A 12,460-nucleotide genomic window follows, 5' to 3' on the forward strand; every position below is an offset into this window, starting at 1 on the left:
ATGAATTTTAAAGACAACATCGACCTAAAAAAACTGCCCCGCCATATTGCTATAATTATGGACGGTAATGGTCGCTGGGCTAAGCAACAAGGCCTACTCAGGGCAGCCGGTCACGAAAAAGGCACCAAAGCCGTAAGAGATGTTGTTGAAGCAAGCGCTGAACTTGGCATTGAGAGTTTAACTCTTTACGCCTTCTCTACAGAAAACTGGAACCGGCCTAAACTCGAGGTCGACACCCTGATGAAATTGCTGGTTTCCTCCTTAAAAAAGGAGATCAAAACGCTTCAGGACAACAATATTAAACTAAATGCCATTGGCAACCTGGAGACCCTTCCGAAGAAGGCTTACCGTGAACTAAATGAAGTAATAAGCAAAACAAGCGGCAATTCCAGGATGGTTTTAACCCTTGCTTTAAGCTATGGTTCCCGGGAAGAACTTACCAATACCGTCAGAAAAATTACCGAGAAAGTTAAAAGTGGAGAAATTTCTGCCGATGCTATTGATGAATCGGTTATTAATGAGCATCTTTACACCCGAAATTTACCAGATGTTGACCTGCTTATCAGAACAAGCGGGGAACAACGCATAAGCAACTTCCTCTTATGGCAGATTGCTTATGCCGAATTGTATTTTACAAAAATATTATGGCCTGATTTCAGAAAAGAAAATCTTTTTGAAGCCATTTACAATTATCAAAATAGAGAACGAAGATTTGGAAAAACCAGTGAGCAACTTAGTTAGTGCATTGATGTCTAAAAGATTTTTTACACTATTAGTATTCTGTTTCATATTCAGCATATCCCAAGCACAAGATCTACCCCTGGCCAACGGAAAAAAATACACCCTGGGCGATATTAAAGTTACAGGAACAGTAAGTTATAACGAACAAACCGTAATTGCCTATACCGGCCTTAAAAAGGGTGATGAGCTTTATATTCCCGGGGACCGACTGAGCAAGGTTCTGAAAAAATTATGGGATCTGGATCTTTTTAGTGATATCAGTTTCTACATCACCAATGTTGAAGGTAATGTTGCCGATCTTGAATTGGAAATCCAGGAAGTACCTCAACTTGCAGAAGTAAGAATTCAGGGAATCGATAAGAAAAGGGAGAAAGAAGAACTCATCAAGGAGAACAAACTTCAATCTGGAGTTAAGGTTACCGAAAACCTTATCACCACCACAAAAAATTACATCGAGAACAAATACAAGAAAGAGGGTTACTTCAACTCTAAAGTTGTGGTAAATACCATTCCCGTAGAGGACACTACCGCTACCAACAAGGTAAATATGGTGGTAAATGTGGACCAGGGCGAAAAAGTAAAGATCGATGAAATAGAATTCACCGGGAACGAAAGGCTGTCTGACGGGAAGCTGAAACGTAAAATGAAGAATACGAAAGAAAAGAATTTTTTCCGTTTTTGGAAACGTTCAAAATTCATTCGTTCAGACTACAAAGAAGACAAACAAGCCGTTATTGACAAATACAAAGAAAGCGGTTTCCGTGACGCGCGTATTGTTTCAGACACCCTTATAAAAAAGGATGATGAGAATATCGCCCTTCGCCTTAATATTGAAGAAGGAAACAAATACTATATCGGGGATATCGAATTCCTTGGGAACACGGTTTATACCGATGAACAACTTAAAAGAGCCTTCGGAATTAAAAAAGGAGACACTTATAACGGAGTGCTGCTGGACAAACGTATAGACGACCAGACCAAACCCGATGCTGAGTCACTGACTAACCTTTATCAGAACAACGGGTATCTTTTCTCCAATATCGACCTTGTAGAAACCGATGTTTATAATGACACCATTGATTTTGAAATTCGTATTGTTGAAGGGAAAGAAGCTTATTTCAACAAAATAAGGGTTTCCGGAAACGATAAGACCAAAGACCACGTGATCTATCGTGAGCTAAGAACCAAACCGGGAGAAAAATACAGTAAACAGAAGGTTATCTCAACCGTAAGGGAACTTGGCCAGCTGGGGTATTTTGACCCCGAACAGCTGGAACCTAAATTTATAGACCCTAACCCTAACACCGGGACTCTTGATCTTGAATACCAGGTGGTAGAATCGGGAGCAAGTAAGATCGAACTTCAGGGAGGTTACGGTGGCGGTGGTTTCATCGGGACCGTAGGTTTATCCTTCAACAACTTCTCTATTGCAGGATTACTGGACAAGGAGGCCTACAAACCGCTTCCAATGGGAGACGGCCAAACGCTTTCTTTAAGGGCCCAGGCAAGTACATACTACCAGACCTACAGCCTTTCCTTTATCGAGCCCTGGCTGGGAGGTAAGAAACCGGTGAGTCTATCCACCTCTTTCTCTTACACCCGTCAGTTCCTTTTCAACTATCAGGAACGAAAAGCCGACAAGAGCCGAAGTTTTGATATTTTAGGAGTGAACGTTGGGCTTGCAGAGCGTTTAAGCAATCCTGACCCTTACATCACGGTTTCTCACTCTTTAGGGTTCCAGAGATATAACCTGAATAATTACAACACCGGGTTATTCACCTTCGGGGACGGACACTCGAACAACTTTACATATACTCTTGGGCTTACAAGAGACAACACTTATTTTAATCCGGTATTCCCTAACGGAGGCTCTCAGTTCAAGATCACCGCTAAATTCACACCACCATATTCTCTATGGAACGGTGTGGATTACGACAACCTTGGGGAACAGAGAGAATTCCAGTTAGAGAATGAGAATGGAAATCTTATAGACTATGATGGAAACAGGGTAACCCCTGAAAATGCAGTCCCTGATCAGGGTAAGATTGACCAGGAAAAATATAAGTGGTTAGAATTCTATAAAGTTAAATTTAACGGAACCTGGTACACCACTTTGGCAAACTTCGGAAAGAGCCAGAACCTGGTATTAAGAACACACGCTGAATACGGATTCCTTGGGGCTTACAGCAATTCCAGAGGTATTCCTCCATTTGAGAGATTCTTCCTTGGAGGGGACGGCCTTGGTTCTTACAGCCTTGACGGAAGGGAAACCATTCAGCTTAGAGGTTATCCTAACCAGTCTTTAATTCCTTTAGACAGGAATTCATTAAGCCAGGCTAGTAATGAAGACGGAGCCGTTATTTACAACAAATACTCTCTTGAACTTCGTTACCCTATAACCCTGAAACCATCAGCTTCAATTTACGCACTTACCTTCCTTGAAGGAGGAGCCTCTTATGATAATTTCAGAGATTTCAACCCATTCCAGCTAAACCGTTCAGCAGGTGCAGGGATCAGGATCTTTATGCCGGCCTTCGGATTACTGGGTATTGATTTTGGTTACGGATTCGATCCGGTACCGGGGGAAAGCTCTCCAAATGGTTGGGAAACGCATTTTATCATAGGTCAACAGTTTTAAATTGGCACGATATTTTCTATCTTCGGTATTATGAAAAGCAGAATCCTATTTTTAGCCCTACTAATTTTGAGCACGGCCTCCTCGTTGCAGGCCCAGAGATCCATCAGAGTAGGTTATGTAGATATGGAATATATCCTGCAGAACGTACCGGAATATCAGGAAGCATCTTCCCAGCTTGACGCCAAGGTCCAGGAATGGAAACAAGAGGCCGAAAAGAACCAGAGGGAGATCGATGATATGAAAACGCGACTGGAAAATGAGCGCGCTTTGTTAACCAAAGAGCTTATTGAGGAACGCGAAGAAGAAATTGCCTACAGGGAACAGGAAGCTGTGGAATACCAGCAGAAAAGATTTGGGCCCGATGGTGACTATATGATCCAGAAGCGACAGCTCATAAGACCTATTCAGGACCAGGTGTTTGCTGCAGTTCAGGAAATCGCCAAAAACAGGAGTTACGATTTTATTTTTGACCGTACTTCAGAAAATGGTATGGTTTATGCAGCTAAGCAACACGATGTAAGTGATCAGGTCTTAAGAAGCATCAACAGGGCGCAGAACAGAAGCCAGTTGGATTCTAAAGAGGAGATCCGGGAGATGGAGAAAGCCGAAGAAAGGACGGTGGAAGAAGATGCCGAGATCGCGAAAAAGGAAAGCGCAGTTGAAAAACAAAAAGATGAACGCGCTGCCCTCATCGAACAAAGAAAAAAGGAAAGAGATTCTATTCGAGCTGCCAAGCAAAGGGAATTTGAAGAAAGGCGCCAAAGAATATTAAAGGAACGCCAGCAAAGAAAAGATTCCATTGAAGCGGCACGAGCCAAGAAAGACGATCAAAAATAAATTTCAAACTTTAAATACCTAAATTTAATAACAATTAAAATGAAACAATTCAAGACACTTTTTATAGCTTTAGCATTAACACTAGGAGCTACAACTTTAACTAACGCACAGACGAAGGTTGCACACATTGCTACTCAGGACCTGATTGAATCTATGCCGGCTTACAAAAATGCAATGGACCAGTTAGACAAACTGGAAAAGACCTACGATGCTGAGATTAAGGATATGTTAGCTGAAGCACAAAGCACTATGCAACGTTACCAGTCTGAAGCAGAAACTAAAACTGAAGAAGAGAACGCAAAAAGAGCAAGCGAACTTCAGGCTACTGAAAGAAGAATCCAGGAGCACAGCCAAAAGGCAAGACAGGATCTTCAGAAGAAACAACAAGACCTTCTTAAGCCTGTTATGGAAAAAGCCAGAGCAGCTATCCAAAAAGTAGCAAGAGCTAAAGGATATGACTACGTATTGGATTCAACTACCGGGACCGGAGTTATCCTTGCAGAGGGTTATGATCTAATGCCTGATGTAAAGAAAGAATTAGGAATTTAATTTCCCGTTTCTAATAATATTATAGAAAACTGCGCTCCAATCGGGCGCAGTTTTTATTTTTGTATATATGCAGGCGAACGATCCTATTGGCATTTTTGACTCGGGTGTAGGAGGTACCTCCATCTGGAAAGAGATACACGAACTTCTTCCTAATGAAAAGACCATCTACCTGGCCGACAGCCGCAACGCCCCTTACGGGAAACGCCCTGTAGAGGAGATCATCGCCCTTAGCCGAAAAAACACCAATAAACTTATTGAGATGGGCTGTAAGATGGTGGTTGTTGCCTGTAATACCGCAACCACTAACGCCATTACCGAACTCAGGAAATCCTACACCATTCCCTTCATTGGTATTGAGCCCGCAATAAAACCGGCCGCCCTTAAATCCAGAACCAAAGCCATAGGCATCCTGGCCACCAAAGGGACCTTATCTAGCGCGCTGTTCTCCCAAACTTCTGAATTGTATGCAAAGAACATCAATATCATTGAAGTGGAAGGAAACGGCCTTGTAGAGCTTATAGAAAGCGGGAGAAGAGATTCCCCGGAAACTTATGCCTTGTTAAGGGAAATATTACAGCCTATGCTGGAGAACAAAATAGATTACCTGGTTTTAGGTTGCAGCCACTATCCTTACCTGTTACCGGTGCTTAGGGATATACTCCCGAAAGATGTCCAGATCATAGACTCGGGAGAAGCGGTTGCGAGGCAAACCAAAGCTATCCTTACGGAAAAGGAGTTATTAAACCCATCTGCTAATAATCAGCAAGCTGAATTTTTTACGAATACAGACCCCAAGGTACTTTCTAGTCTCATTAAAGCAGAAGAAAATCATTATAAGGTATCTTACCTTGATTTCTAATTGATGGCCGGACACTTACAATCGTAGCGCTGCCTGCTCTCTCCAAAATCATACCCAAGGGTTAATTGATGAAATCCGTTGTTACTAAGCACAAGAGAGCTAAACTGGTAAGTAAAGGTATATCCAAAAACAAATCTATTATAATCCAGACCAACAAAGGGAGTAAAATATCTTAATTGCTGCTTTTTGGTTGATTCTCCTTCCGGGGTATATTCTGCAGTTTGGAAACCGTGTCTGTAAGAAATACCACCCCAGAATTGACCAAAGTCAACATCCATATAGGTTTTAAAATTTACATCTATTGCCTTTTCCTCTGTTTGTTCCCTAAACTGAACCAAAACAGATGGTTCAAAACTCCAGGCACTGTATAATTGATCTATAACGTACCCGGATGAAAAAAGATATTTACGCTGATTGCTAGGAACCGCATCAGAATAGAACAGTTCCCGGTTCACTGAAAGTATATTCTTCGCTGCAACGTGGGCATAAAAATCGAGATAATAATAGGAGATCCCCAGATCCATATTCCCATAAATATCGGTCGTATTATCTCCAATTAAAGGATCAAATTGATCAAAACCGCTTTGGTCAAGCCTGTGCTGAATTATCCCGGCACTTATTCCAAACGAGAGCTGATTAAGATCAAGACTGCTTCTGGAGAACATCAGGTGATATGCAAAAGTTGCAAACGCCCCGCTTTTGGAGTAATTCCCATTCTTATCGTTAAAAAGAATCCCGCCCAGCCCAATCTTATCATTCAACCTTCCATTTACACTCAGGGTCTGTAAACTGGGAGCATCCTCTACGTCAAACCACTGCTGCCGGGCGGTAAGCCTTATCTGATTCATACTGGCAACACCGGCCATTGAGGGATGCAGCAAATAAAGATTATCGGTCATGTAATCTGAATAAGTCGGGATTACTTCCTGTGCCCCCGCATTAGACATACTTAATAAGAATAAAATTAAACAAAAGAAATTTCGGTCTATAGAGAAGATTTTCAATCTCTTTGAGAAGACTGAAAAACAGCTGTTTGAAAAACCAAAACTCTCCATAAGACCTATATTTATATCGATTACCTGAGTTTTCTTTATTACTTTTGCAAAAAAAATTACTATGAGCAATTTCTCAATAAATATACAACATACAACAAAGCCCGGCATCGTAAAGTTCGAAGCCAACAAATTCCTGACCCGTCACGAGAATTACGAGTTCAAGAATATAGATGAGGCAAAGAACTCTCCAATTGCCCAGCAACTGTTCTATTTGCCTTTCGTAAAGACGGTATACATTGCTCAAAACTTTATCGCAGTAGAAAAATTCGATATTGTAGAATGGGCCGATGTTGAGAAGGAAGTGGCAGAACAGCTGGAAGACTACCTTAATAAGGGTGGTGAGGTGATTGTTGAAGAAGACACCAATAAAGCTATTCCTGTTACCGTATATGCTGAAAGCACTCCCAACCCTTCTGTAATGAAATTCGTTGCGAATAAAAAGCTGGTGCTAAATGCTGCAGAATTCAAGAATATAGATGATGCGAAAAATTCTCCACTGGCTCAGAAGCTTTTCCATTTCCCTTTCGTAAAAGAGGTCTTTATGGACGAAAATTATGTTTCGGTAAATAAATTTGATGTAGCCGAATGGGATGAGATTACCCTTGAAGTGAGGGAATTCATTAAAAACTTCCTTCAGGAAGGAAATGAAGTGATCACAAATGAAGCCGCAACCGCCCAATCTACCGCTGAAAATACAGAGAAAGAACAACCTAATAAAAACAAAATCGATCTTGATAGCCTGGACGACACTTCACAGCAGGTAGTGGCCATCTTAGACGAATATATAAAGCCGGCGGTGGCCAGTGACGGGGGAAATATCCTTTTCGACTCTTATAACGAGGAAACAAGAACGGTTAAAGTAATATTGCAAGGAGCCTGTAGTGGTTGTCCTTCTTCAACAATGACCCTTAAAAGCGGTATTGAAAGCATGCTTCGCGATATGCTTCGCGGAAAAGTAGATTATGTAGAAGCAGTAAACGGCTAACCGCTAATGCTTCTTAGCTTCTTTTATAAAGTCTTTTTGTCTTCCTTATAGAATTCCTGGAACAGTTGCAACAGGCTCATTGTAGAGCTTATCAGGTCTTTTGTTTCGAGTAATAATCCAAAATACAATTTGGTATTCTTAGGGCTCGACTCTGAAGTCCTGATCCTGTTGATCTGCTTCTGAATTAGCTCGGAAACATAATCGAGCAATTGCTGTTTCTCAGCAAGAATCTTCTTTATGTTGGAGAATTCGTGATTATCGAATGTTTCCTCGATCTCATCGAATAACACCTGCATCTTGTCATCTACCTTTTTAAGGTCCCTTATCTGGTTAAACTTGAGGTTCTTGTGATTGTTATGAACGTGATTGTAGCTGTTTCGGGTAATAAACCCAATGGATTGGACCATGTCCTGAAGATAATCCAGAGTGAGGATATAGAATTTGCTCGCTTCTACTGAATCTTCGTCCAGTGATTTGATGAAATAGAAAATATTCCCTTTTAATTCATCTACCTCATCTTCAAGTTTCCTTATGGCCTTATTAGTCTTTTTGAGCTTGCTCAGGTCGTGATATGCAAGATTATCTACGGTCTTGGTAAACATCTTATTAATCCCTCCTATCACACTTGAGATATTCTCTGATGTCTCGGCGGTGATTTCATTTATGGTAATGATATCGGCCTTGTTATATTTCTTTTGGCGCTTTTCTTCTCTTGCCTTTCTGGAGTGTAAGATGGCACCTCTTACCACAATTACCAAGGCAAGCAGAATGAGAACAACCAAAGCAACTGTGCCTCCATAATAGATGGTAGCGGCAAAAATGGCAGCGGCGCTAAAAGCCACAAGCGCTGTCACAAACCAGCCTCCCACTACATTCAATACCCCCGCCACGCGATAAACGGCACTTTCCCGGTCCCACGCACGATCAGCCAGCGAAGTACCCATCGCCACCATAAAGGTGACGTAAGTGGTGGAGAGCGGTAATTTAAGATTAGTCCCTATGGAGATCAGAATACTGGCAACAACAAGGTTAACCGATGCCCTAACCAGGTCGAAGGCAGGAGCATTAGCACGTTTGCTTCTTTCGTGAGTAACCGGCTTATCAAACTTATTATTGATCTTATTTTTCACCTTCACCGGCAACAAAGCAGAGACCCCCTGCCCAAATAAAACCGAGTATCTTACTATACTTCTTGACAGAAAGTTAGGTTCAAAACGCTCTACGCCTTCCCCCTGTCTTGAAAGGTTAACTCCTGTCTCAACTACTGAGCGTGCTTTACTGGAGAACCATATAGTAGCGACCATAATCCCTCCGGCCAGTACCAATAAGAATTCAGGAGTAGGAACTTTTCCGGAAAGTCCGGTCATCAGTAATTCCGAAGGAAGTGTTCCCGATGTGGTATATGCCGTTTGCCAGATCTCGAAAGACTGCCAGGCTGCTATTGGCACCCCTATAAAGTTTACCAGGTCATTCCCGGCAAAAGCAAGGGCCAATGCAAAAGTTCCTACCAGGATGATCACCTTAAGAATATTCAGCTTCAGCAGGCTCATCATAATTTGGGACAGAACGGTAAAGAGTACCAGGCCGATGAGGGCTATAACGATCGAATTATTGTTTATATAATCTACTGTTCCGTCTGAAATAAACGAAACACTCTTAAGCCCTTTAATAAGAATAAAATAGAGAATAGCTGTCAGCGAGGCGCCTCCAAAGATGGCTCCTACATATTTTATCTTTTTTTCAAACTGAAAGGAAAAAACGAGGCGAGAGAGGTACTGTACCACCGCCCCTATAATGAAGGCGATTACAACCGCCATCAGAATACCTATAATAATCTCAGTGGCTTTAGAAGTGTTGATATACCCTAACAGCTCCCCCAGATCACCACTATCCTTATAGATCTTTATTACCGCAATACTCACTGCTGCACCTAAAAGTTCAAATACGATGGAAACTGTAGTGGAGGTTGGAAGACCTAATGAATTAAAAAAGTCCAGTAACAGAACATCCGTGATCATAACTGCCATAAAGATGATCATGATCTCTTCAAAATAGAATTGCCCCGGCATAAATATTCCCTTCCGGGCCACTTCCATAAGCCCACTGGAAAATATAGCCCCCACGGCCACCCCAAAACTGGCCACGATAAGGATCGTTCTCATAGATAAGGCTTTTGATCCGATTGCGGAGTTCAAAAAATTGATGGCATCATTACTAACCCCAACAACTAGATCTGTAATAGCAAGGGCCAATAAAGCCACCAGCATTACGATGTACACTTCTTCCATAAGAACTGATTATTTATTTACCAGACAAAGGTCCATTTTTTTGCTAAAAGTAAGTAATTATCCAAGTTTTTTAAAACTTTAATAAAATTATAGGATTAAGACCCGCTCTTTAATTGCTCCAGCTTCTTTTATTTTGTACTTTTAAGAGATTGCAAATCAATTTATTAACCATTAAACCAAAAAATTATGTCTGTATTAAAAGTTATTGAAGTTATGGCCAGGTCTGAAGAAGGCTGGGAGGCTGCTGCCGCAAAAGCAGTAAAAGAAGCATCCAAGACTGTGAAGAACATCCAGTCAGTTTATGTCAAGGATCAAACGGCCAAAGTTACCGGAGATAAGATCACCGAGTTCATAGTTAATGTAAAAATCACCTTCCAGGTAGGTTAAGTTTCTTAATTTTGAAGTAAAACGCTCCCGACAATCCCGGGGCGTTTTTTTATTTCAGCTAATTAAAATGAAAAACAGACCGCAATACACCAACCGCTTAAAAGAAGAATCAAGCCCTTACCTGCTGCAGCACGCACACAATCCGGTAAACTGGCAGCCCTGGGATCAGGATAGCCTGGACCAGGCGAAGAAAAAGAACAAACTTATTATTATTAGTGTGGGTTATTCCGCCTGTCACTGGTGCCACGTCATGGAGCACGAAAGTTTCGAAGATGAAGAAGTGGCCGAGGTGATGAACAGGGATTTTATAAGCATTAAGGTTGACCGCGAAGAAAGGCCAGACCTGGACCAGGTGTATATGAACGCGGTACAGATTATGACCGGCACCGGCGGATGGCCTATGAATATTGTGGCCCTTCCTGACGGACGTCCGGTTTGGGGCGGGACCTATTTCAGAAAAGAACAATGGATAGATGCTCTTGGACAACTCGCAGGTCTTTACAAGGAAAAGCCCGGGCAGATGAGGGAATATGCCTCAAGACTGGAAGAAGGCCTGAAGCAACTTCAGATCGTAAAGCCCCGGCAGGAACCAAAAGCTTTCACCCGGGGATTCCTTGAAGAAGTCCTAAAAAAATGGCGAACCAGTTTCGATTATAAACACGGTGGGCCCAACAGGGCTCCAAAATTTATGATGCCTTCCAATTACAACTTTTTACTGAGGTATGCTTTTCAGAATGAAGACAAGAGGCTGATGGATTTTGTGATCACCACCCTGGACAGGATCTCCTTTGGAGGAGTTTACGATCAGGCCGGTGGCGGATTTTCCAGGTATTCTGTAGATGCCAAATGGCACATCCCGCATTTCGAAAAGATGCTGTATGACAATGCACAGCTGGTAAGCCTTTACAGCCAGGCCTATAAACTCACTGGAAACAACTGGTATAAAGAGGTGGTTGAGCAAAGTCTTCAGTTTATAAAAGAAGAACTTACCGATGAAAGTGGAGTCTTCTATTCTGCCTGGGATGCGGACAGTCTTAATGAAAAAGGAACTAGTGAGGAGGGCGCTTACTTCGTCTGGACAAAACAGGAACTTCAGGATTTACTGGAAGATGACTTTGAGCAGTTTTCAGAGATCTATAATATCAACAACTACGGAAAATGGGAAAAGGATAATTACGTCCTGATCCGTACAAAATCTTTTGAAGTTCTTGCATCAGAATTGAATATGAGTGAAGATGAACTTCAGGAAAAAAACAGGGGATGGATGAAAACCCTGAAAAAGGAACGGCAAAACAGAAGTAAGCCTGGCCTGGATGACAAGAGCCTCACTTCCTGGAATGCGATGATGCTCACGGGTTATCTTGAAGCCTATAAAGCCTTGGGTCACCCCGAATACCTAGAAGCGGCACGAAAAAATGCCAATTTCATCCTGGAGAGACAATTAAAAGCTGACAGCAGCCTTTACCATTCATATAAAGGAGGCAAAAGCAGCATCAATGCGTATCTTGAGGATTATGCCTTCTGCATTGAGGCCTTCTTAGCGCTTTATGAAGTTACTTTGGCAGAGAACTGGTTGAAAAGAGCCCAGGACTTCACTGAAAGATGTTTCAATGATTTCTATGACAGCAATTCTGATATGTTCTTCTTTACTTCAAATAAAGATGAAGCCTTAATAACTCGTCCAATGGAAGTTACCGATAATGTGATCCCGGCCTCCAATTCGGTAATGGCTAAAAATTTATTCAAATTAGGGCAAATCACAATCAATAAAAAATATTCGGAAACAGCTGAAAAGATGTTACAGGCCATTCAAGAAGATATTCTCACCTACCCTTCCGGCTATTCCAACTGGCTGGACCTGATGCTCAACTTCACTCACCCGTTCTATGAAGTGGCCGTTACGGGGAAAAATGCCAAAAATATCCTGCAAGAATTTCACCAGACCTACCAGCCGAATATTCTGACCGCGGGATCTCATTCCGAAAGTGAAGTGGCCCTGCTTAAGCAACGCTATAAAGAGAAGGAAAACCTGATCTATGTTTGCGAGAACGGAAGCTGCCAGCTTCCTTTAACCTCTGTTGAGGAAGCGATGAAGTCAATTAAACAGTTTTAACAAAAATT

General features: G+C 41.9%; 10 protein-coding genes. 8 read left to right on the forward strand and 2 right to left on the reverse strand.

Translation table 11 applies throughout. From position 1 onward, the window contains the following. From ACFQ3Q_RS00380 to murI, 5 genes are all read left to right on the forward strand, one after another. Nucleotides 1-741, forward strand: coding sequence for an isoprenyl transferase (locus ACFQ3Q_RS00380; RefSeq protein ID WP_380741824.1), 741 nt, complete (start codon nucleotides 1-3; stop codon nucleotides 739-741). A 7-nt stretch (nucleotides 742-748) separates the two neighbouring features. After that, on the forward strand, nucleotides 749-3,379 hold the full coding sequence (locus tag ACFQ3Q_RS00385; protein WP_380741826.1) for a BamA/OMP85 family outer membrane protein: 2,631 nt from the start codon (nucleotides 749-751) through the stop codon (nucleotides 3,377-3,379). A 30-nt stretch (nucleotides 3,380-3,409) separates the two neighbouring features. Beyond that, nucleotides 3,410-4,216, forward strand: coding sequence for an OmpH family outer membrane protein (locus tag ACFQ3Q_RS00390; RefSeq protein ID WP_380741828.1), 807 nt, complete (start codon nucleotides 3,410-3,412; stop codon nucleotides 4,214-4,216). A gap of 39 nt (nucleotides 4,217-4,255) precedes the next feature. After that, nucleotides 4,256-4,765 carry an OmpH family outer membrane protein gene (locus ACFQ3Q_RS00395; RefSeq protein WP_380741830.1) on the forward strand — a complete coding sequence of 170 codons (510 nt, stop codon included), beginning with the start codon at nucleotides 4,256-4,258 and terminating at the stop codon, nucleotides 4,763-4,765. A 67-nt stretch (nucleotides 4,766-4,832) separates the two neighbouring features. Continuing rightward, nucleotides 4,833-5,624, forward strand: coding sequence for a glutamate racemase (gene murI, locus ACFQ3Q_RS00400; protein WP_380741832.1), 792 nt, complete (start codon nucleotides 4,833-4,835; stop codon nucleotides 5,622-5,624). Here the strand turns inward: murI and ACFQ3Q_RS00405 are convergent. Beyond that, entirely contained in the window at nucleotides 5,621-6,679 is a 1,059-nt protein-coding gene (locus tag ACFQ3Q_RS00405; protein ID WP_380741834.1) for a PorP/SprF family type IX secretion system membrane protein, read from the reverse strand. The two genes, murI and ACFQ3Q_RS00405, sit on opposite strands and share 4 nt — an antisense overlap. Nucleotides 6,680-6,740: 61 nt before the next feature. On the opposite strand from ACFQ3Q_RS00405, the gene ACFQ3Q_RS00410 reads away from it, so the two are divergent. Then, on the forward strand, nucleotides 6,741-7,664 hold the full coding sequence (locus ACFQ3Q_RS00410; protein ID WP_380741836.1) for a NifU family protein: 924 nt from the start codon (nucleotides 6,741-6,743) through the stop codon (nucleotides 7,662-7,664). Between the two features lie 23 nt (nucleotides 7,665-7,687). On the opposite strand, the gene ACFQ3Q_RS00415 is transcribed toward ACFQ3Q_RS00410, so the two are convergent. Next, a complete protein-coding gene (locus ACFQ3Q_RS00415; RefSeq protein ID WP_380741838.1) occupies nucleotides 7,688-9,952 on the reverse strand; it encodes an inorganic phosphate transporter in 2,265 nt (754 codons plus the stop codon). 186 nt (nucleotides 9,953-10,138) lie between these two features. Between ACFQ3Q_RS00415 and ACFQ3Q_RS00420 the strand changes: the two genes are divergently transcribed. Next, a complete protein-coding gene (locus ACFQ3Q_RS00420) occupies nucleotides 10,139-10,339 on the forward strand; it encodes a dodecin family protein (protein ID WP_380741840.1) in 201 nt (66 codons plus the stop codon). 67 nt (nucleotides 10,340-10,406) lie between these two features. Further along, complete coding sequence (locus tag ACFQ3Q_RS00425; protein WP_380741842.1) at nucleotides 10,407-12,452, forward strand: thioredoxin domain-containing protein; 2,046 nt, start codon at nucleotides 10,407-10,409, stop codon at nucleotides 12,450-12,452. The last annotated feature ends 8 nt before the right edge of the window (nucleotides 12,453-12,460 follow it).

It is taken from the genome of Salegentibacter chungangensis (assembly GCF_042678405.1).
Classification (GTDB): domain Bacteria; phylum Bacteroidota; class Bacteroidia; order Flavobacteriales; family Flavobacteriaceae; genus Salegentibacter_A; species Salegentibacter_A chungangensis.

What these genes read in the sequence shown, in the direction of transcription:
- ACFQ3Q_RS00380 (WP_380741824.1), top strand. Translation starts at nt 1, where the DNA reads ATGAATTTTAAAGACAACATCGACCTAAAAAAACTGCCCCGCCATATT.
- ACFQ3Q_RS00385 (WP_380741826.1), top strand. Translation starts at nt 749, where the DNA reads ATGTCTAAAAGATTTTTTACACTATTAGTATTCTGTTTCATATTCAGC.
- ACFQ3Q_RS00390 (WP_380741828.1), top strand. Translation starts at nt 3,410, where the DNA reads ATGAAAAGCAGAATCCTATTTTTAGCCCTACTAATTTTGAGCACGGCC.
- ACFQ3Q_RS00395 (WP_380741830.1), top strand. Translation starts at nt 4,256, where the DNA reads ATGAAACAATTCAAGACACTTTTTATAGCTTTAGCATTAACACTAGGA.
- murI (WP_380741832.1), top strand. Translation starts at nt 4,833, where the DNA reads ATGCAGGCGAACGATCCTATTGGCATTTTTGACTCGGGTGTAGGAGGT.
- ACFQ3Q_RS00405 (WP_380741834.1), bottom strand. Translation starts at nt 6,679, where the DNA reads ATGGAGAGTTTTGGTTTTTCAAACAGCTGTTTTTCAGTCTTCTCAAAG.
- ACFQ3Q_RS00410 (WP_380741836.1), top strand. Translation starts at nt 6,741, where the DNA reads ATGAGCAATTTCTCAATAAATATACAACATACAACAAAGCCCGGCATC.
- ACFQ3Q_RS00415 (WP_380741838.1), bottom strand. Translation starts at nt 9,952, where the DNA reads ATGGAAGAAGTGTACATCGTAATGCTGGTGGCTTTATTGGCCCTTGCT.
- ACFQ3Q_RS00420 (WP_380741840.1), top strand. Translation starts at nt 10,139, where the DNA reads ATGTCTGTATTAAAAGTTATTGAAGTTATGGCCAGGTCTGAAGAAGGC.
- ACFQ3Q_RS00425 (WP_380741842.1), top strand. Translation starts at nt 10,407, where the DNA reads ATGAAAAACAGACCGCAATACACCAACCGCTTAAAAGAAGAATCAAGC.